This window comes from Oceaniglobus trochenteri (assembly GCF_020529025.1).
GTDB lineage: Bacteria > Pseudomonadota > Alphaproteobacteria > Rhodobacterales > Rhodobacteraceae > Oceaniglobus > Oceaniglobus trochenteri.
This window is the reverse complement of record NZ_JACNMM010000003.1, coordinates 205,557-224,727: the sequence shown is the minus strand read 5'-3', so window position 1 is coordinate 224,727 and position 19,171 is coordinate 205,557. Positions and strand designations below refer to the sequence as shown.

Annotated in this window: 16 protein-coding genes; 15 read left to right on the top strand and 1 reads right to left on the bottom strand. The window is 66.2% G+C overall.

Annotated elements, in window-relative coordinates:
- The first annotated feature begins 56 nt into the window (after nt 1-56).
- The 6 genes from H7828_RS05375 (at nt 57) to H7828_RS05350 (ending at nt 7,789) form a co-directional block, all read left to right on the top strand.
- Nucleotides 57-2,117, top strand: a complete 2,061-nt coding sequence (locus H7828_RS05375) for a hydantoinase/oxoprolinase family protein (protein ID WP_226779979.1) — start codon at nt 57-59, stop codon at nt 2,115-2,117.
- Nucleotides 2,114-3,748, top strand: coding sequence for a hydantoinase B/oxoprolinase family protein (locus H7828_RS05370; protein ID WP_226779978.1), 1,635 nt, complete (start codon nt 2,114-2,116; stop codon nt 3,746-3,748). Before H7828_RS05375 ends, H7828_RS05370 begins: the two co-directional genes overlap by 4 nt.
- 162 nt (nt 3,749-3,910) lie before the next feature.
- Nucleotides 3,911-4,486 carry a TRAP transporter small permease subunit gene (locus H7828_RS05365; protein ID WP_226779977.1) on the top strand — a complete coding sequence of 192 codons (576 nt, stop codon included), beginning with the start codon at nt 3,911-3,913 and terminating at the stop codon, nt 4,484-4,486.
- Nucleotides 4,483-5,790, top strand: coding sequence for a TRAP transporter large permease (locus tag H7828_RS05360; protein ID WP_226779976.1), 1,308 nt, complete (start codon nt 4,483-4,485; stop codon nt 5,788-5,790). The genes H7828_RS05365 and H7828_RS05360 overlap by 4 nt, the downstream gene beginning before the upstream one ends.
- A 24-nt stretch (nt 5,791-5,814) precedes the next feature.
- A complete protein-coding gene (locus H7828_RS05355; protein ID WP_226779975.1) occupies nt 5,815-6,849 on the top strand; it encodes a TRAP transporter substrate-binding protein in 1,035 nt (344 codons plus the stop codon).
- A 43-nt stretch (nt 6,850-6,892) separates the two neighbouring features.
- Nucleotides 6,893-7,789: a LysR family transcriptional regulator gene (locus tag H7828_RS05350; protein WP_226779974.1), complete on the top strand. Its 897-nt coding sequence runs from the start codon at nt 6,893-6,895 to the stop codon at nt 7,787-7,789.
- On the opposite strand, the gene H7828_RS05345 is transcribed toward H7828_RS05350, so the two are convergent.
- Nucleotides 7,786-9,252: a sulfatase-like hydrolase/transferase gene (locus H7828_RS05345; RefSeq protein WP_226779973.1), complete on the bottom strand. Its 1,467-nt coding sequence runs from the start codon at nt 9,250-9,252 to the stop codon at nt 7,786-7,788. The genes H7828_RS05350 and H7828_RS05345 overlap by 4 nt on opposite strands.
- Before the next feature lie 106 nt (nt 9,253-9,358).
- On the opposite strand from H7828_RS05345, the gene H7828_RS05340 reads away from it, so the two are divergent.
- Genes H7828_RS05340 through H7828_RS05300 form a run of 9 tightly spaced genes read left to right on the top strand, consistent with a single transcriptional unit; the run spans nt 9,359 to nt 19,167 of the window.
- On the top strand, nt 9,359-10,330 hold the full coding sequence (locus H7828_RS05340) for a Bug family tripartite tricarboxylate transporter substrate binding protein (RefSeq protein WP_226779972.1): 972 nt from the start codon (nt 9,359-9,361) through the stop codon (nt 10,328-10,330).
- A gap of 57 nt (nt 10,331-10,387) precedes the next feature.
- Nucleotides 10,388-10,864 (top strand): tripartite tricarboxylate transporter TctB family protein, encoded by a 477-nt coding sequence (locus H7828_RS05335; RefSeq protein WP_226779971.1) that lies wholly within the window; start codon nt 10,388-10,390, stop codon nt 10,862-10,864.
- A 10-nt stretch (nt 10,865-10,874) separates the two neighbouring features.
- On the top strand, nt 10,875-12,380 hold the full coding sequence (locus H7828_RS05330) for a tripartite tricarboxylate transporter permease (protein WP_226779970.1): 1,506 nt from the start codon (nt 10,875-10,877) through the stop codon (nt 12,378-12,380).
- Nucleotides 12,381-12,386: 6 nt separating this feature from the next.
- Entirely contained in the window at nt 12,387-13,874 is a 1,488-nt protein-coding gene (locus H7828_RS05325; protein ID WP_226779969.1) for a sulfatase, read from the top strand.
- Nucleotides 13,871-15,172, top strand: coding sequence for a nickel pincer cofactor-dependent isomerase, group 22 (locus H7828_RS05320; RefSeq protein WP_226779968.1), 1,302 nt, complete (start codon nt 13,871-13,873; stop codon nt 15,170-15,172). Before H7828_RS05325 ends, H7828_RS05320 begins: the two co-directional genes overlap by 4 nt.
- The gene (locus H7828_RS05315) at nt 15,172-16,620 is read left to right on the top strand and encodes a sulfatase-like hydrolase/transferase (RefSeq protein WP_226779967.1); all 1,449 of its coding nucleotides are present in this window, start codon (nt 15,172-15,174) and stop codon (nt 16,618-16,620) included. Before H7828_RS05320 ends, H7828_RS05315 begins: the two co-directional genes overlap by 1 nt.
- Nucleotides 16,617-17,750, top strand: coding sequence for a mandelate racemase/muconate lactonizing enzyme family protein (locus H7828_RS05310; RefSeq protein WP_226779966.1), 1,134 nt, complete (start codon nt 16,617-16,619; stop codon nt 17,748-17,750). The genes H7828_RS05315 and H7828_RS05310 overlap by 4 nt, the downstream gene beginning before the upstream one ends.
- The gene (locus tag H7828_RS05305; RefSeq protein ID WP_226779965.1) at nt 17,747-18,013 is read left to right on the top strand and encodes a UxaA family hydrolase; all 267 of its coding nucleotides are present in this window, start codon (nt 17,747-17,749) and stop codon (nt 18,011-18,013) included. The genes H7828_RS05310 and H7828_RS05305 overlap by 4 nt, the downstream gene beginning before the upstream one ends.
- Complete coding sequence (locus H7828_RS05300) at nt 18,010-19,167, top strand: UxaA family hydrolase (RefSeq protein WP_226779964.1); 1,158 nt, start codon at nt 18,010-18,012, stop codon at nt 19,165-19,167. The genes H7828_RS05305 and H7828_RS05300 overlap by 4 nt, the downstream gene beginning before the upstream one ends.
- The last annotated feature ends 4 nt before the right edge of the window (nt 19,168-19,171 follow it).

Genomic DNA, 19,171 nt, shown 5'->3' with positions numbered 1-19,171 from the left:
CTGGCATCGGCAAACCTTGTCCCGGAACAGGCCGATCAACAGGATGAACCTCTCTCATGCCGCCCACCGCCCCCCGGATCACCATTGCCGTCGATATTGGCGGCACCTTCACCGATCTGGAGTTTCGCGACGCCACGACCGGCGCGGCGCACAGCCTGAAATCGCCCACAACGCCCGACGATCCGGCGCGCGGGCTGACCGATGCCATCGCGCTGGCGGGCGAAAGGTTCGGCTTTTCCAGCGCCGATATCGCGCTGATCCTCCATGGCACCACCATCGCCACCAACGCCGTGCTGACCCGCGATCTGCCCTCTGGTGCGCTGATCACCACCGAAGGGTTCGAGGATGTGCTGGAAATCGGCCGCCACGCCCGCCAGGACATATACGCCCTGAAAGGCCCCGACCGCAGCATCCTGATTGCGCGCCGTCACCGGTTCGGCGCACCGGGGCGGATCGGTGCCGCGGGCGAGGTGGTGCGCGACATCGATATGGGCGCGCTGGACGGGGTGATCGACCGGGTGGCGCAATCGGGGGTGACGGCCTGTGCGGTCTGCCTGCTGAACGCCTTTGCCAACCCCGAACATGAAATCGCCATCCGCGATCGCCTGCTGGCCCGCTGCCCCGACATGGCGGTGTCCTGTAGTCACGAGGTTTCACCCGAGATCCGCGAATTCGAACGCACGGCGACCACGGTTCTGAACGCCCTTCTGGTGCCCGTGATCTCGCGCTATGTCGCGGCGCTGCGCCGCCGCCTGTCCGAGGCCGGGATCACGGCGCCGCTGTATCTGATCCAGTCCAACGGCGGCGCGATCAGCCTTGAAGCGGCGGTTCAGGCACCGGTGAAGCTGTTGTTGTCGGGGCCATCGGGCGGGGTTCTGGCGGCGCAGAAACTGGCGAACAGGCTGGACGCCCCCGATGTGGTGGGCGTCGACATGGGCGGCACCAGCTATGACGTGGCGGTGGTATCGGGCGGCGAACGCACGGTTGTGACCCAGGGCGAAATCGACGGCCTGCCGGTGCGCGTGCCCATGGTGGAAATGCACACCATCGGGGCAGGGGGCGGCTCCATCGCCTTTGTCGATCCCTCGGGCCGGTTGCAGGTGGGGCCGCGCAGCGCGGGCGCCGTGCCGGGGCCGGTCTGTTACGGGCGCGGCGGAACGGAACCCACGGTCACCGACGTGAACCTGATCCTCGGGCGGCTGGACGCGGCCACCTTCCTGGGCGGCAGCTTCGCGCTTGACCTCGACGGCGCGCGCCGTGCCCTGCGCGAAAAGGTGGAACAGCCCCTGTCCCTTGACCCCGATCATGCGGCGGCGGGCATCCTTGCGGTGGTGAACGCGAAACTTGCCGCCTCGATCAAGTTCTCGCTGTTCGCCAAGGGGCTGGACCCGCGCGACTTCGCCTTGATGAGCTTTGGTGGCGCCGGGGGATTGCACGCCTGCGAGGTGGCCGAGGAACTGGGCATCACCCGCGTGATCTTTCCGCGCGATCCCTCGACATTCTCGGCCCATGGCATCCTGTTCTCGGACATCCAGCACGATCTGTCGCGCACCGAGATCCTGCCGCTTGCGCCCGACAGCCTGCCGACGCTCAACGCCATTGCCGCCGATCTGCGCGCACAGGGCGCGGCGCTGCTGGACCGTGACGCATTGCCCGAGGATCGCCGCGCCCTGACCCTGGCCGCCGATATGCGCTATCGCGGACAGGCGTTTGAATTGCTGGTGGCGATGCCCGAGGGCGAGGCCGACAAGGCCAGTCTGCAAACCCTGCGCGACCGGTTCGAGGATCAGCATCGCCAGCGGTTTTCCTTCGACGACCCGGCCGAGGCGGTGGAAATCGTGACCCTGCGCCTGACCGCCATCGGCACCCTGGGCGATACCGCCACAGGGGCCACGCCCTATGCCCCCAGCGAAACCGATGCGCCGGGCCATCGCCCGGTTCACATCGACGGGCAATGGCAGGACACACCCGTGCATCGCCAGCTTTCGCTGCCCCCGGGCACCGAAGTGCAGGGCCCGGCCATCATCGAACAGGCCTATACCACCCTTCTGATCCCCGGCGGCTGGTCCCTGACCATGACCGACACCGGCGACATGACCGCAAGGAAAACCCCATGACCCGCCCCGATCCCGTGTTGCTTGAAATCGTCTCGGCGGCGCTGGTCTCGGTGGCCGAGGAGATGTCGGTCACGGTCTGGCGCACCTCGCGCTCCACCACTGTGCGCGAACTGCTGGATTACTCCACCGCCGTCTTCGACGGGCAGGGGCGCAACGTGGCCCAGGCGGCGCGGATGCCGGTGCATCTGAACTCGATGGAGCTGTGCCTGCATCACGTCGTGCAGCACCATATCCCGCTGGAGGATTGGCGCGATGGCGATGTCATCGTCACCAACGATCCCTATTGCGGCGGTCAGCATCTGCCCGATTTCATCGCCTTCAAGCCGGTGTTCCGCAACGGTGAACGCATCGCCATCACCTGCGTGCTGATCCATCACGTCGACGTGGGGGGCGGTGCGGCCGGCGGCTACAACGCCCATGCGGTCGAGGTATTCCAGGAGGGGCTGCGCCTGCCCCCCGTCCGGATCGTGCGCGATGGCAGGATGCAGGAGGATCTCTTTGCCACGATCCTGCAGAACGTGCGCGAACCTGAAACCTTTCGCGGCGATTTCCTGTCCCAGATCGCCGCGCTGGACGTGGGGGCGCGGGCGATGCTGCGGCTGGCCGACCGATACGGCGCCGCCGCGCTTGAACAGATCGGCGGCGCCCTGCTGGACCATGCCGAACACGAAATGCGCGCCGCCCTCTCGGCCCTGCCCGATGGCACCTACAAAGCCGAGGATTTCGTCGATGGCGATGGGTTGGAGGAAGGGCGCAAGCGGATCAGCGTCGCCCTGACGATCAGCGGCAGCGACATCGCGCTGGATTTCACCGGCACGGCGGATCAGGCCAAGGGTCCGATCAACGCCACCATGGCCACCACCACATCGGCGGTCTATTACGCCGTGATCGCCGCCTGCGGGGTGACGGGCACGGTGAACGCCGGCTGCTATCGCCCGATCACGGTCACCGCGCCGGAAGGCTGCCTTGTGAACGCCGCCTTTCCCGCGCCGGTGTCGATGCGGATGCTGCCGGGCCACAAGATCGCCACCGCCGTGCTGCGGGCCTTTGCACAAGTTCTGCCCGACCGGATACCGGCCTCCTACTACGGCACCACCTTCAACCACGCGGTCAACATCCGCCACAGCGATGGGCGGCGGCAGGTCTATTTCGACAGCGAGTTGGGCGGTTGGGGTGCGCACCCCGAACGCGACGGGCCAAATGGCCTGGCCGCCGGGTTCCACAATGGACAGAACACGCCGGTGGAAATGATCGAGGCGCTGTTTCCCCTGCGCTTCACCCGTTACGGCCTCGTGCCCGGGTCGGGTGGCGCGGGCCGGATGCGCGGCGGCCTCGGCATTGTGCGCGAATGGGAGTTCCTGGCCGAAAGCGGGTTGCTCAACAGCGCCTTCGACGCCTTCGATTCCCTGCCCTACGGGTTGGACGGCGGGCAGCCGGGCCGCGGCGGCAGCCTTTCGGTCACCCGCGATGGCGTCACCACGCCCCTGGCGGCCAAGACCATCGGCCACCCCCTGCGCCCGGGCGACGTGGTGCGTATGGAAACCCCCGGCGGCGGTGGCCACGGCGACCCCGCCGCGCGCGACCCCAAGGCCAGCGCCGAGGATCGGGCCGATGGCTATGTCGATGACTGAACCCCACCTGGCCCCCGGCGCCGCGCCCCCCTCTTTCTTGCCTGAAAAACTCCCGCCGGAGGCCTTGTGCCGCCGCAGGCGGTGCAAATCCTTTGCCAGGGCCCCGGCAAACTGGACAATGGCGGCCCCGCGTGCTGGGCTGAACCGGGAAGGGAGCATGGGATGAGCGAACCGCTGACGCATCGGGTTTCACGATGGCTGGCCTGGGTGGCCGGCGCGGTGATCCTGTTCGGCTGCGCGGTGCCTATCACCATCGACGTGCTGGCACGGTTCTTCCTCAACCGCTCGGTGATCGAGAGTTTCGAGATTTCGGGTTACGGCCTTGCCGCCTGCATCGGGCTGGGCATGGCCTATACCGTCACCACCAAGGCCCATATCCGGGTCGATTTCATCGTCTCGCACCTGCCGTTTCCGTTACGTGCGGCCTGCGATCTGTTGGCTTCATCCGCGCTGGCGCTGGTGGCGGTCGCGCTGGCCTGGTTTGCCTGGGGCACGGTTTCGCAGTCCTGGTCCATGGGGGCGCGGTCGATGTCGAACCTGCAGATCCCGATCTTCATTCCCCAAGGCATCTGGTGGATCGGGCTGTTCTGGTTCGCCTGTGTCGCGGTTCTGGCCCCGCTTCAGGCCATCTGGCGGCTGTTGCGGCGCGACCGGCGCGGGTTCGACGCGGCGGTGGGCTCGGCCGACCTGGACGCCGAGATCGACGAGGCGGTGCACGCCGCGGGGGATCGGCCATGATCCTCACGGCCTTTCTTCTGCTGCTGGGGATGCTGGTTCTGTCCCTGCCTGTCGCGGCGGTGCTGGCCCTGACCGGCTATATCCTTTCGGAGCAATATGCCTTTTTCCCGATGACGGGGGCCGCCGGCGAACTGGCCTGGAACAGTTCGGAAGATTTCATCCTGATCGCCGCACCCATGTTCATCATGATGGGCGAACTCATGCACCGTTCCGGCGTGTCGGGGCGGCTGTTCACGGCACTCACGCCCTGGTTCGCCCGCCTGCCCGGGCGGCTGATGCACACCAATATCGCCGCCAGCGCGGTGTTCGCCGCCACCTCGGGAAGCTCCATTGCCACCGCCGCCACCATCGGCACCGTGGCGATCCCGAACATGGACAAGGGCGGCTACAACCGGCCGCTGTTCCTTGGGTCCATCGCTGCCGGAGGAACGCTGGGCATCCTGATTCCGCCCAGCATCAACATGATCATCTATGCGGTTCTGACCGACACCTCGGTGGCCGATCTTTACGCCGCGGGCTTCATTCCCGGGTTCCTCCTGGCCAGCCTTTTCTCGGGCATCGTCCTGGCGCTGGTCCTGTTGCGCCCGCATTGGGATGGCCCGGCGGTGGGGGGCGGATCGCTCTGGCCCGAGCGGCTGCGCGGCTTGCCGCATCTTTTGCCGCCGCTGGGCCTTTTCGCCATTGTCGTGGGCAGCATCTATGCCGGGCTTGCCACCGCGACCGAGGCGGCGGCGCTGGGCCTGATCGCCACGGTGATCCTGGTGGCGCTGAACGGCAAGCTCAGCCTGCCTGTCCTGCTGGCCGCCTTCGAGGGGACGGTGCGCACCACCTGCATGATCATGCTGATCGTGATCGCGGCGTTTTTCCTGAACTTCGTCATGGTCTCCATCGGCCTTGTGCAGGCGATCACCGACGCGGTGCTGACCCTGGGCTGGCCGCCCCTTGGCATGCTTCTGGCCATCGTCGTGTTCTACCTGCTGCTGGGCTGTTTCATGGAGACGCTCAGCATGATGATCGCCACCACCCCCATCATCGTGCCGGTCGTCGTCGAACTGGGCTATTCGCCGGTCTGGTGGGGCGTCGTCTTCGTGATCCTGATCGAGGCGGCGCTGATCACCCCGCCCGTGGGCATGAACCTTTATGTCGTGCAGGCCGTGCGCAAGGGGGGCGGCGCCTTCACCGACCTGTTCAAGGGGGCCGCGCCCTTCCTTGTGGCCATGCTGGTGATGATCGCGCTTCTGATTTCCTTTCCGCAGCTGGCGCTTTGGCTGCCCACCATCGTCAATCCGAAAACCGGCGGTTAACGTCGTACAACAGGGAGAATACACATGAAACTTCTGACAACCGGGGCGCTGGCCGCGCTGATCGCCATGCCCGCGCTGGCCCAGGACATGCCCGAGACGGAATTCAACGTCGTCGGCTCGATCGGCGGGCTGTCGATGTACACCGACCGCGAACTGCCCTTCTGGACCACCCAGGTGCCCGAGGAAACCGGCGGCAAGGTGACGGCCAACGTCAAACCCTTCACCGAGCTTGGCTTCAAGGGCGGCGAAATCTTCCGTCTGGTTTCAAACGGCACGTTGCAGATGGCAACCACGGTTCTGGCCTACAACTCGGGCGAGGTGCCGCGCAACGAGGCGACGGATCTGGTGGGCCTGCTCGACTCGGTCGAACAACTGGGCGAGGTGCTGGAACCCTGGCGCGAGAATTACGCCGCCTTCCTGGAAAGCGAACACAACATCAAGCTGCTGGGCTTTGGCACCTACCAGGCGCAGGTGATCTATTGCCGCGACGAATTCTCGTCGCTCGCCGATCTGGCCGGGCGCAAGGTGCGCGCCTCGGGGGCGTCGCAGCAGGCCTTCGTGTCGCATCTGGGCGGTTCGCCCCTGTCCATCGCCTTTGCCGAGGTGCAGCCGGCCCTGTCCAGCGGCGTGGTGGATTGCGCCATCACCGGCGCGCTGTCGGGCTACAAGGCCAAGTGGCACGAAAGCGCGGATTTCATCTCGCCCATGCCGGTGAACTTCGGGCTGGCGGCACAGCTTGCCAATCTCGACTGGTGGAACGGGCTGGATGCTTCGGTGCAGGAGTATCTGACCAAGGCCCTGCGCGGGCTTGAGGATTCGATCTTCGAACTGGCGGCGACGGAAACCGAAACCGGCCTGGCCTGCAACACCCAGGGCCCCTGCCCCGAGGGCGAGCCCGCCGGCATGACACTGGTGCCGCTGAGCGAGGCCGACGAGGCCCTGCGCGCCGAAGCCGTGAAACAGGCGATCCTGCCCGCCTTTGCCGAACGCTGCGGCGCCGATTGCGTGACCGCATGGAACGACACCATCGGCAAGACGCTGGACATCACCATCGAATAAGGAGCGTGGGGCGGCGGGCCATGCCGGCCGCCCCGATCCGATGATGAAGAAACTGACCGGCCTGCCCCAGTTCGTTGCCGTCTGCGCCACCCGCAACCTGACCGTGGCGGCGCAGGGCCTGGGCGTGTCGCAACCGGCCCTGACCCAGGCCATTGCCAAGCTGGAACGCCAGCTTGACGTGACGCTGTTCGACAGGTCGACCCGCCCCATGTCACTGACCCCTTACGGCGAGACGCTGCTGGACTATGCCCAGAAGCTGGAGGAAAGCACCGAGGCGCTGACCGACAAGCTGGCCGAGATGAAAAGCGGCTCGGGCGGGTTGTTGCGGGTGGGCTGCGGGCCGGACTGGATTCATGAAATCCTGCCCATTGCCATTTCGGCCCTGCAACAGGAACGGCCCAACGTGCGCGTGTCACTGACCGTGGCCCTGAACGACGATCTGCGCCAGAAGCTGGACAAGGGCGACATCGAACTGTTCTTCGCCTCGCTGACCGACGATTATTTCGGCTCGGTCTACCAGTCGCGCATCCTGCTGCGCGAGAAGATGCACATCCTGGCCCGTACCGATCATCCGATCCACCAGGGGCCGCCCAAGACCCTGGCGCACCTGGCCGGGCAATCCTGGGCCCTGACCGGCTATGACACCTTCGGCCGGCAGCTGTTGCGCCGCTTGTTCCGGCAGGCCGATGTGGAACTGCCGCCACCCTCGGTCGAGACGAACTCGGTTCGGGCGATGATCAACATCCTGCGCTTCAGTCAGAAGCTGGGCTTCCTGTCGCGGGCCCATGCCAATGCCTATCCCGAGATCAAGGTGGTGCGCACGGTGTCGGAAATGCCCTTCCGCGAAGGCGGCGTCGTCTGGCGCAGCGATCAGCCGCTGCTGCCCCTGTCCGAACGCCTGCTGGAGCAGGTGAAGACGGTGATCCGCGACCGGGCCTAGGGGGCGCCCACCACCTTTGACGGATCGTCGGCGGGCGGTTGCGGATAATGCAGCCCGCGCTGGCCCGACAGGGCCCGGTTCTGGGGCGCGGGCAGGGCGGGGGCGTCGAAGCCCACCAGACGGCCACCCTTGATCCAGTCCAGATCCTCGCCATAGAGTTCGCCGATCAGGATGTCGGTCAGGTGCGCCTGAATTCTGGCCGTGTCGCTGTGGTTGGCGCGGTTGCGGGTTTCGTCGGGGTCGTCCTGGCGGTCGAAAAGTTGCAGCCGGTTGCCCGCCGGATACCAGATCAGCTTCCATCGTCCACCGGTGACCATGCGCATGGCCATCGGCCCTTCAAGCGCTTCGCAATACAGGGTTTCGCGCGGGGCATCGCCCACCAGCGAAACGCCGGTGCAGCTTTCGGGCCGCTCGATTTCCGCCAGGTCCAGCAGGGTCGGCATGATGTCTTGCAGGCCCGCCAACCGGGTATCGACACCGCCGGGGCGCAGCCGGTCACAGCCGGCCCGTCCCATCATGATCAGCGGCACCGATACCGAACCGTCCAGCATCAGGCGTTTGGCGTAAAGCCCGTGGTCGCCCAGCATGTCGCCGTGATCGCCGGTGAACACGATCACCGTATCGTCAAGAAGCAGGGATTCGCGCAGCGTGCCGATCACCAGCCGGATCTGGTGGTCGATCAGCGTGCATTGCGCATGGAAGGCCCGGCGCATGGCGGCAAGGCTTTCGTCCGAAAGGGCCGGCCAGGACTGCCGCGCCTTGGCCAGGGCGAAGGGCATGTCGTCGTTCCAGTCGCCGGTGACGCGCGGGCGGATGTCGCGCCCCTGGTACATGGCAAGATAATCGGCCAGCGGCACGATGGGCGGATGCGGGAAATTGAACGACAGGTGCCAGAAGGCCGGGCGCGTGGTGTCGCGCCTCTGGATCATGCGGCACATCTGGCGGGCCTGCCAGACGGTGGGATGGCTGGCCTCGTCCAGGTGCCAGGGGCGGTGCTCATACCCGTTGTTGCCCATGCCGTGGGCATAGCCAAGCCCGGCCTGCCCCCTGTCGGCCAACCACAGATCCCAATCGTCGGGGCCGCCAAGCTGCGGGCGGCCCTCTTCATAGCTTATCACCTCTTCAAAGCCGATCCTGTCGCGGGGCGGATAGACGTGCAGCTTGCCCACCGCGCCGGTCTGATACCCCGCATCGCGGAAGGCATCCGCCAGCAGCGGCAGATCGGGCCGGGGCAGGGCGGGCTGGAACACCCGGTCGCCATGCTGGCGGGGGGCGGTGCCGGTCATCATGCTGCGCCGGGCGGGAATGCAGATCGGGCATTCGGAATGGGCATTGGGAAAGCGCACACCGTTTTCGGCAAGCTGGTCCAGGGTCGGCGTGTCGATGTCGCCCCGCCCGGCCATGTTCATGAGGGCGCCGGGCCACTGATCGACGGTTATCAAAAGAAAATTCGGACGTGCCATGGTGCGCCTATCAAAATCGTTGCCATCAAGAAGATCATATCATAACGTAACCACGGGATAACAATAAAAACAATAAGCATGTACTTATAATATGGTGGAGGAAACGATGAAGAAGCTCTTGGGAATTGCAGCAGCCGCGATGCTTTCCACAACCGGGATGGCCCAGGCCGAATGGCCGGAGAAGCCGATCAAGCTGGTTGTGCCGTTCGGCGCCGGCGGCACCTCGGATCAGGTGGCCCGCGTGATGCAGGCCGCGATCGAGGATTCCAGCGCCCTGAACCAGCCGGTGACGGTGGTGAATGTCGGCGGTCACTATTCGATCGGTGCGCGCCAGGTGATGGAGGCCGATCCCGATGGATACAACTTCCTGATCATCCACATCGCCCTGATGGGCGGCGAGGGCACCGGCGCCCTGGATTTCAGCTGGCGGGATTTCAAGCCGGTGGCGGCCACAGGCGAATTCTGCCTGGCCCCCATGGTGCGCAAGGACAGCGGTATCGACACCGTCGGGCAGCTTCTGGAAAAGGCCAAGGCCGAGCCGAACACGGTGATCTTCGGGGCCAATATCGGTGCCATCAACCACCTGGCGGGCGTGATGTTGCAGGAATCGCTGCCGGGCGCGAAGTTCCGCTTCGTGCAGATCGGCGGCGGTACGGCAAACTTCACCGCCCTGACCGGTGCGCAGACCAACACCACCGTCCTGTCGGGCGCCGAGGTCATCAACTTCACCCTGCTTCCGGACGGTACGGAAAACCCCGAAAGCCAGATCAAGCCCTTGGCCTATACCGGGGCCGAGCGTTTTGACGGCCTGCCCGACCTGCCGACCGTGCAGGAAGAAGGCTTTGACATGACCTTCTGCATCAAGAACTGGATCTTCGCGCCCAAGGAAACCCCGCAAGAGATTGTCGATGGATTCGCCGATGCCATCGGTGCCGGGATCAAGACCGACCGCTTCCAGAAGTTCCTGAACGAAAAGGGCTTTGCCGAATCCTTCCTGACCGGCGACGCGCTTCAGAAGGATCTGGACGATACATGGGCCGCGATCGAGCCCGTGGCAAAGATCGCCGCCGAGAACTGATCGTTTCGCGCATCCCGCTTGGGCGGGGTGCGCCCTCATTTGCCCAGGGTCATCCTCATGGATCGTCGTCCGTTCACTGAAATCGGGGTTTCGGCCCTGATCGCGCTTATCTGCGCCGTCTTTTTCGTTCAGGCCTGGAAGCTGCCTCCCGGCAAGTTCGAGCCGCTGGGCTCGGGGCCGGTGCCGTTATGGACGGCGGGCATCGTCATCGTCTGTTGCCTGGCGGTGATCATCGGCGCGCTGCGGTCGCTGCGCGGCAAGGACATGGGCCAGGCAATGCAGGCCGAATTCTCGGGCGGGCATCCCATGGGGGGCGTTCTGGTGCTGGGACTGACCACCGCCTACGTGCTGGTGCTGCACCTGAAGCTGGCGGGTTTCGGTATCGTCACCTTCGCCTATCTTGCCTTGCTGATGCTGGGGATGGAGGGGTTTGCCCGCAAGCGGATCATCCCCGCGCTGATCCTGTCGGCCGTCGCGGCCTTCGGCGCGCAGTACATCTTTACCGAAATCTTCGTCGTCGACCTGCCGGTCTGAGAGGGAACACATGGACATAGGCGCACTGTTCGGGGCCATCGGCCATATCTTTGCCCCCTGGACCTTTTTCATGCTGTTCATCGGTACGGCACTGGGCATCGTGGTCGGGGCCATTCCGGGGCTGTCGGGGGCGATGCTGATCGCGCTGACGCTGCCCCTCACCTTCTACATGGACCCGTTCGATGCGGTCGTCCTGCTGATTTCCATGTATGTCGGGGCCATTTCCGGCGGCCTTATCACGGCCACGCTGATGCGGATGCCGGGCACGCCGGCGGCGGTGATGACCACGCTTGACGGGTATCCCATGGCGCGGTCGGGTCAGCCGGGGCGCGCGCTGGGCCTGGGCATCACCGCGTCCTTCGTGGGCGGGCTGATCGCCTGGATCGTGCTGTTCACCATCACCCAGCCGCTTTCGATCCTGGCCACGCGGTTCGGCCCCTTTGAATATTTCACGCTGATCATGATGGCCATGGTCCTGATCGCCAGCGTTTCCGAAGGATCGCTGGTCAAGGGGCTGATCTCGGGGCTTCTGGGAATGCTGGTGTCGATGCCCGGCGTCGATCCGGCCACGGGCATGCCGCGCCTGACCTTCGACCAGTATCAGCTGAACGGCGGTTTGCAGCTTCTCCCGGTGCTGATCGGCACCTTCGCCGTCAGCCAGGTAATCAAGGATTGCATGGATCGCGGCGGCATCCCCGAACGCCAGGAGGTGGGCAATTCCAAGGTCCTGATGTCCCTGCGCGAGCTGAAATCCTCGGCCGGGAACATGATACGGTCGTCCTTCATCGGCACCTGGATCGGCATCCTGCCGGGCATCGGCGCGAGCATCGGGTCGGTGGTGGCCTATACGGTGGCCAAGAACGTGTCGGACACGCCCGAAAAGTTCGGCCACGGGTCCGAGGAAGGCATCATCGCCTCGGAGGCCGCCAACAACGCCACGGTGGGCGGTGCGCTTATCCCGCTGATCGCCATGGGTATTCCCGGTTCGGTGATCGACGCCATCCTGATCGGCGCACTGACCATCCATTCGATCCAGCCGGGGCCGACCCTGTTCCTGACCAACAACGATATCGTCTGGGGCATGATCGCGGCGGCGCTTCTGGCCAATATCCTGATGTTCGTGCTGATGACCTCGACGGTGAAGCATATCTCGGGTCTGATCTATCTGCCCAAGGCCTTCGTTCTGCCCATCGTCATGATGTTCTGCGTCATCGGCTCTTATGCGCTGAACAATACCATGTTCGATGTCTGGGTGATGCTGGCCTTCGGGATCCTGGGCTTCCTGCTGGAAAAGGCCAGCATTCCGCTTGGCCCCTTCGTGATCGGCTTTGTCCTGGCGCCGCTGGGCGAAGAGAAATTGCGCAGCGGGCTGATGATGACGGCGGGGGATTATTCGCCCATCGTCACCCGGCCCTTCCCGCTGGCCTTCACGCTGATGGCGCTGGCGCTTCTGGTCTGGCCCTTCATCTCTGAACGGCGCCGCAAGGCGAAGGCCGCGAAGAAGGCGCAGGGGTAAGGACAGATGAAAGCGATCCTGCTTCTCTATGATTCACTGACGCTGAAATCGCTGGCCTGCCATGGTGGCCCGCACCCGACGCCGAATTTCGACCGGCTGGCGGCGCGCAGCATGGTGTTTGACAACCATTATGTCGGATCGCTGCCCTGCATGCCGGCCCGGCGCGATCTTCAGACCGGGCGTCTGAACTTCCTGCACCGGTCATGGGGCCCGCTTGAGCCTTTCGACGTGACCGCCACCGATTGTCTGCGCCGGGCAGGGGTGCACAGCCACCTCGTAACCGACCATTACCACTATTTCGAAAACGGCGGCGCGACCTATCACACCGCCTTCGATTCCTGGGCCTTCATCCGCGGGCAGGAGGCCGACCCATGGGTGCCCTGCATCGACCCGCCCCATGAAGAATTCGCCGCGCAGTATCACCCCGAACAGGTCGAGACCGCGCCGGGCGGCTATCGGCTTCAGGCCGCGATGAACCGCAGCCGCATTTGCGAAACGCCCGATTTTCCCACGGTGCGCACCTTCGACGCCGGGCTGGCGTTTCTGGACGATCACGCGGGACACGACGACTGGTTCCTCCAGATCGAGGTGTTCGACCCGCACGAACCCTTTCACGCCCCGCCCGAATATCGCGCGGCCTTCCCCACGACGGGCGAAAAGCTGCGCGACTGGCCCCGTTATCGCCGAGACGAGGCGGGCGACGACACCGATGATTTGCGCGCCAGCCAGGCCGCGCTGGTGGCCATGTGCGATGCGCAACTGGGCCGGTTGCTGGATGCCATGGACGCGGGCGGCATGTGGGACGATACCGCCCTGATCGTCACCACCGACCACGGTTTCATGCTGGGCGAACATGGCTGGTGGGGCAAGAACCGGATGCCGTTCTTTTCGGAAATTGCCCGCATTCCCCTGTTCATCCACGCCCCCGGCCAGGCGCCGGGGCGCAGCGCCGCCCTGTCCCAGAACATCGACGTGATGGCGACGCTGCTGGAATTGTTCCATGTGGAACCCCCGGCAACGGTTCAGGGCCGCGCGCTTCTGAATGATGCGCCGGGGCGTGCGCTGGCCCTTTACGGCACCTTCGGCGGTGCGATCAACGCCACCGACGGGCGCTATACCTATTTCCGCTATCCCCCGGATATGGAGGCGGCGCCGCTGTTCGAATACACCCTGATGCCGCAGCATTCCGGCAGCGCCTTCACGGCGCAGGAAATGCGCGGCGCGGCCCTGCATCCCGAGTTCGATTTCACCGACGGCATGCCGGTGCTGAAGATTCCCGCCCTGCCGGGGGCGAAACGCCCGCCGATGCAGGGGGGCGGTTTCGATGACACGAAGACGGTTCTTTACGACCTCAGCCTTGATCCGGGTCAGACCACGCCGCTTGACGATCCGGCGATCGAGGCGCGGTTCTGCGCCGCCATTGCCGCCGCGATGCAGGCCCATGATGCGCCGCCCGAATTGTACGACCGGTTTGATCTGCAGGTGCCCCGATGAACAGCCCCGTCTTTCCCGCCATCGACCTGCCGCACCTTGCATCGGTGCGCATCCCCGATTTCATCCGCCTGCGTCTGCGCCAGCCGGACCTGCCGCCGCTGGACGATGCGCCGGGCATGGTGGCCGAACAACTGTCGCAGTCGGGCCTGTTCACCCTGCCCGAGCGGGCCGAGATCGCCGTGGCGGTGGGCAGCCGGGGCATCGCCCAGATCGACGCGGTGGCACGGGCGGCAGTGGACTGGCTGAAAGGGCGGGGATACCTGCCCTTCATCGTTCCCGGCATGGGGTCGCACGGGGGCGGCACCGCCGAGGGCCAGGTGGGGGTTCTGGCCGCGCTGGGCATCACCGAGGCCACCATGGGCTGTCCGATCCGCGCCACCATGGACACCGCCGATTATGGCACCCTGCCCGATGGCACCGCCTGCCGCTTCGATGCCCATGCCGCCGGGGCCGACGGTGTTCTGGTCATCAACCGGATCAAGGCGCACACCAGTTTCGACCGGCCCATCGAAAGCGGGCTGAGCAAGATGCTGGCCGTCGGGCTGGGCAAGGCCGAGGGCGCGGGCCAGGTGCACCGTGTCGGGCCACGGGGGCTGGCCGAAACCCTGCCTGCCCTGGCCCGCCGCATCGTCGAACATGCGCCGCTGGTGGCCGGAATCGCGCTGGTGGAAAACGCCCACAAGCAGCTTTCGCATATGGAAACCGTCGCGCCGGCGGCCTTTGGCGAAACCGACGCGCGGCTTCTGGCCATGGCCAAGGGCGCCATGGCACGCCTGCCCTTTGATCAGTTGGATGGGCTGATCATCGAACGGCTGGGCAAGGAGATTTCCGGCGCCGGCATCGACCCGGCCATCTCGGGGCGTACCGATATCCGCGGGGTCGAAAACCCGGCCCGCCCCTTCATCCACAAGATCGCGATCCTGCGCCTGACCGACCGTACCGGCGGCAACGGAATCGGCGTGGGCATGGCCGATTTCATGCCCCGTTGCATGGCCGATGCCCTTGATCTCAAGGCGATGTACATGAACGCCGTCACCTCGACGATGACCGACAAGGCCTATATCCCCATCGTCCTGCCCGATGACCGGGCGGTGATCCGGGCGCTTGTCGCCACCTGCTGGGCCGAAGAAGCCCCGCGGCTGTGCCAGATCAGATCCTCGGCGCATCTGGATGAGATCGCCGTCACCCCCAACCTTCTGCCCGAACTTCAGGCGCAGGGCGACGTGATCGACCATGACGCGCCCGCGCCGTTGCAGTTCGACGGCGAAGGAAACCTTCTGACCCGGTTGGAGCGATGATGCCCAAGAACCTGCTGTTTCTCTTCTCGGATCAACATGCCGCCCATGTCATGGGCTGCGCGGGCGATGCCCATGCCGTCACTCCGGCGCTGGACCGGCTGGCGGCGCGCGGCGTGCGGATGACCAACGCCTATTGCCCCTCGCCCATCTGCACGCCCTCGCGCATGTCGATGCTGACCGCCTGCCACCCCTCGGCGCAGGAGTGCTGGACCAACGACGATGTGCTGGCCAGCGACCGGCCGACATGGCTGCACGCGCTGGGTGCGGCGGGGGTCGATTGCGGTTTGGTGGGGCGGATGCACTCGGTCGGCCCCGATCAGCTGCGCGGTTATGCTTGGCGCGAGGTGGGCGATCATTCTCCCAATCACCCGGGGGTGAAGTGGCACGACATGGGCGTGCTGGAAGGCGCCAACAACCCCAACCCCGAAAGCCTTGAAGTGGTGGGGGCGGGCCAGTCGGCCTATGAACTGAAGGATCACGATGTCACCGCCGCCGCCCTTGCCGCGCTTGACCGCCTGGCCGAACAGGGCGACCGGTTCGCGCTGACCGTGGGGTTCATGCTGCCCCATGCGCCCTATGTCGCGGCGCGCGAATGGGTCGATCGGTTCATGAATGTCCTGCCGCCCCCCGCGATCCCCGCCGGGACCAACGACACCGGCTGGATCGCCTGGTGGCGTGAAAACCGCGGCATCCTTGACGTGCCCGACCGCAATTCGCGCCTGGCCCGGGCGGCCTATTGGGGGCTTGTCGCGACGCTGGACCAGATGATCGGCAAACTGCTGGACCGGCTCGACGACCTGGGGCTGGGCGAGGATACGCTGGTGGTCTATGCAAGCGATCATGGCGACCATGTCGGGGAACGCGGGCTGTGGTGGAAGCATACCTTCTTTGACGAAAGCGCGAAGGTGCCGATGATCCTGTCGCACCCCTCGCTGACGCCCGGCACCAATGATGACGTGGTCAGCCTGATCGACCTGTCCCAGACCATGATCGAGGCGATGGGGGCCACCCCGCTGCCCCTGGCCGACGGGCGCAGCTTCTGGTCGCGGCTGCAGGGCCGGGGCGATTGGGACAACACGGTGTTCAGCGAATACTGCACCGATACCGTCCCCGCCTGGACGGGCGGGCGCGCGGTGCAGCAACGGATGGTGCGCCAGGGCGACTGGAAGCTGCACTATCACGCCGAAGACCCGCCGCTTCTGTTCAACCTGGCCGATGACCCGCAGGAACGGCACGACCTGGCGGGCGATCCGGCCCATGCAGACAAGCTGGCCGAACTTTCCGCGCGTGTCCTCGAAGGCTGGTCGCCCGATGCGATCCGCCTGGTCATGGAGCGGCGGCGGCAGCGCAAGGACGTGCTGGCCGCCTGGGCGCGGGCGGTCGAACCCGCCAGCACGCAGCTTTGGCCCCTTGATCCGGCAATGAACCGGCTGGACAGCCGCCCATGACGGCCCCCATTGCCCGCGCGGCGATCTACCATTTCCGCCACACGCTCGCCACGCCGATCACAACGGTCATGGGCCCGATGACCCACCGCCCGGCGCTTTTGCTGCGGCTGGAGGATGCCGAGGGCGCCCACGGCTGGGGCGAGATCTGGTGCAACTTCCCCCCGGATGGCGATCTGCACCGTGCCCGCCTTGCGGCGCGTATCCTCCCCGTGGCGCTGGCCGGAATGACCGCCGACACCGCAGCCCCCTTTGACGAGATGCTGCGCCGTCTGCATCGCCTGATCATCCAGGCGGGCGAACCCGGTCCCGTGGCGCAGATTGCCAGCGGCGCCGATATCGCGCTGCACGACCTGCGGTCGCGGCGGGCGGGCCAACCGCTTTGCGCCATCCTGGGTGGCACGGCGCGTGCGGTTCCGGCCTATGCCAGCGGGATCAGCCCGGGCAAGGCCGAAGACCAGATCGCCCGCATGCGCGCCATGGGATACCGGCGTTTCAAGCAGCGGGTCGGCTTTGGCCCCGATGACGGCCTGCCCGAAGCGGAACGTTCTGTGGCCAGCCTGGATAGGGGCGAAACCATGATGCTGGATGCCAACCAGGCCTGGGATCTTGCCACCGCGCAGCGCCAGCTTGACCGCCTTGCCCCCCTTGGCCTGATCTGGATGGAAGAACCCCTTCCCGCCGATGCCCCCGTGGCCGACTGGCTGACCCTGGCAAAGGGGGCGGCGATGCCCCTTGCGGGGGGCGAAAACCTGACCGGCGCGGCACTGGACGCGGCCATTGCAGAGGGCGCGTTGCACTTTGTTCAGCCCGACATCTGCAAATGGGGCGGCTTGTCGCGCACCCGCCGGGTTGCGCGGGCCGCCCTTGCGGCGGGGCGCACCTATTGCCCGCATTTCCTGGGCGGGGGCGTCGGGCTGGTGGCCTCAGCCCATCTGCTGGCCGCGGTGGGGGGCGATGGCCTGCTTGAGGTCGACAGTTCGGAAAACCCCTTGCTGAGCGTCTTTTCGGGGCGCGGGCTGGCGTTGGAAAACGGCGCTTTCCCGCTCGGCGATGCGCCCGGCCTTGGCTATGACCCCGATGTCGCGGGCATGGCCGATCTTCTGGTGTCGCGCGAAGAGGTGACGATATGACGATTTCGGCAATGCAACTGCACCCCGACGATACGGTGGCCTGCCTGCTGCGCGATCACAGGGCCGGTGCCCCGGCGCAACTGGTGTCGGGGGCGACACCGGTTCTGACCTCGGACGTGGCACTGGGCCACAAGATTGCGCTGGTGCCCATCGCCAAGGGCGAAGCGGTGGTGAAGTACGGCGCGGTGATCGGCCATGCCACGGCCGATATCGCGCCGGGCGATCATGTTCACCTGCATAACCTGAGGGGGAAGATCGGATGAGCCTGTTCCAGGGATATGCACGCGACAGCGGGCGCGCCGGGGTGCGCAACCACCTGTTGATTCTGTCGGTCTGCGGGCTGAACGCGCCGGGCGCGCGGCGGGTCGCGGCGGGGCTGCCCGGCGCCGTGCTGATCTCAAGCGGTTATGGACGTGGCCAGGTGGGAGCCGACAAGGGCTTTCACGCCAGGATGCTGCGCGCCTTCGCGACACACCCCAACACCGGCGGAGTCATCGTCCTGGCGCCCGATGACGGTCTGTGCGCGCAGTTCGTCACCGCCGCGCAAGAGGCCGGGCGCCTGGCTCAGGGGTTCTCTCTCCAGTCCCACGGCGAGGATGGCTCGGCCATGGCCACCGCCGCCATCGCGGCCGGGCGGGTCATGGGTGACAGGCTGGCGGCGATGGGGCGGGTGCCCTGCCCGCTGTCGGATATCGTGATCGCCGCCGAATGCGGCCACTCGGACGCCTCTTCGGGGATCGTGACGAACCCGCTGGTGGGGGATCTGCTGGATCACCACGTTTCCGAGGGTGGCGCGGCGGTGATCAGCGAAACGCTGGAATGGCTGGGCTGCGAGCCGGGCCTTTACGCCCGCTGCGTGCGCCCCGACATCGCCGACCGCCTGCGCGATCTGGTGGCGGCGCGCCATGCCATCGCCGAACGGGCAGGGCATGACCTGCTGATCGGCAACCCCGGTCCCCAGAACCACGCGGGCGGCCTGACCACCCTCGAGGAAAAGTCGCTGGGTGCGATTTCGAAGGCGGGGCTGGGGCCGATCCGCGGCGCCCTGGCCGAAGGCGAACCGGTGATGAACCCCGGCCTGCACCTGATGGACACGCCCACACTGTCGCCGGAATCGATTTCGTCGATGGTGGCGGGGGGCGCGCAGGTGGTCTGTTTCACCACCGGGCAGGGCAACCCCTATGGCAGCGCGCTGTCGCCCACGATCAAGCTGACCGGCAACCCCGAAACCGCCGCCCGCCTGCCCGGCCAGATCGATTTCGACGCCTCGCCCGCCTTTCTGGGCCAGGTGGACCGTGCCGCGCTTCTGCCGGGGCTGGTGGACCTGCTTGAGAAGGTTTGCAGCGGGCAATCCGTGGCGGTCGAACGCAACGGCGAGGGCGACGAGGTGATCTCACGGCTGGGCCCATCTGTATGAGGGG

What these genes read in the sequence shown, in the direction of transcription:
- H7828_RS05360 (WP_226779976.1), top strand. Translation starts at nt 4,483, where the DNA reads ATGATCCTCACGGCCTTTCTTCTGCTGCTGGGGATGCTGGTTCTGTCC.
- H7828_RS05315 (WP_226779967.1), top strand. Translation starts at nt 15,172, where the DNA reads ATGCCCAAGAACCTGCTGTTTCTCTTCTCGGATCAACATGCCGCCCAT.
- H7828_RS05340 (WP_226779972.1), top strand. Translation starts at nt 9,359, where the DNA reads ATGAAGAAGCTCTTGGGAATTGCAGCAGCCGCGATGCTTTCCACAACC.
- H7828_RS05375 (WP_226779979.1), top strand. Translation starts at nt 57, where the DNA reads ATGCCGCCCACCGCCCCCCGGATCACCATTGCCGTCGATATTGGCGGC.
- H7828_RS05310 (WP_226779966.1), top strand. Translation starts at nt 16,617, where the DNA reads ATGACGGCCCCCATTGCCCGCGCGGCGATCTACCATTTCCGCCACACG.
- H7828_RS05355 (WP_226779975.1), top strand. Translation starts at nt 5,815, where the DNA reads ATGAAACTTCTGACAACCGGGGCGCTGGCCGCGCTGATCGCCATGCCC.
- H7828_RS05300 (WP_226779964.1), top strand. Translation starts at nt 18,010, where the DNA reads ATGAGCCTGTTCCAGGGATATGCACGCGACAGCGGGCGCGCCGGGGTG.
- H7828_RS05305 (WP_226779965.1), top strand. Translation starts at nt 17,747, where the DNA reads ATGACGATTTCGGCAATGCAACTGCACCCCGACGATACGGTGGCCTGC.
- H7828_RS05345 (WP_226779973.1), bottom strand. Translation starts at nt 9,252, where the DNA reads ATGGCACGTCCGAATTTTCTTTTGATAACCGTCGATCAGTGGCCCGGC.
- H7828_RS05365 (WP_226779977.1), top strand. Translation starts at nt 3,911, where the DNA reads ATGAGCGAACCGCTGACGCATCGGGTTTCACGATGGCTGGCCTGGGTG.
- H7828_RS05325 (WP_226779969.1), top strand. Translation starts at nt 12,387, where the DNA reads ATGAAAGCGATCCTGCTTCTCTATGATTCACTGACGCTGAAATCGCTG.
- H7828_RS05335 (WP_226779971.1), top strand. Translation starts at nt 10,388, where the DNA reads ATGGATCGTCGTCCGTTCACTGAAATCGGGGTTTCGGCCCTGATCGCG.
- H7828_RS05330 (WP_226779970.1), top strand. Translation starts at nt 10,875, where the DNA reads ATGGACATAGGCGCACTGTTCGGGGCCATCGGCCATATCTTTGCCCCC.
- H7828_RS05370 (WP_226779978.1), top strand. Translation starts at nt 2,114, where the DNA reads ATGACCCGCCCCGATCCCGTGTTGCTTGAAATCGTCTCGGCGGCGCTG.
- H7828_RS05350 (WP_226779974.1), top strand. Translation starts at nt 6,893, where the DNA reads ATGAAGAAACTGACCGGCCTGCCCCAGTTCGTTGCCGTCTGCGCCACC.
- H7828_RS05320 (WP_226779968.1), top strand. Translation starts at nt 13,871, where the DNA reads ATGAACAGCCCCGTCTTTCCCGCCATCGACCTGCCGCACCTTGCATCG.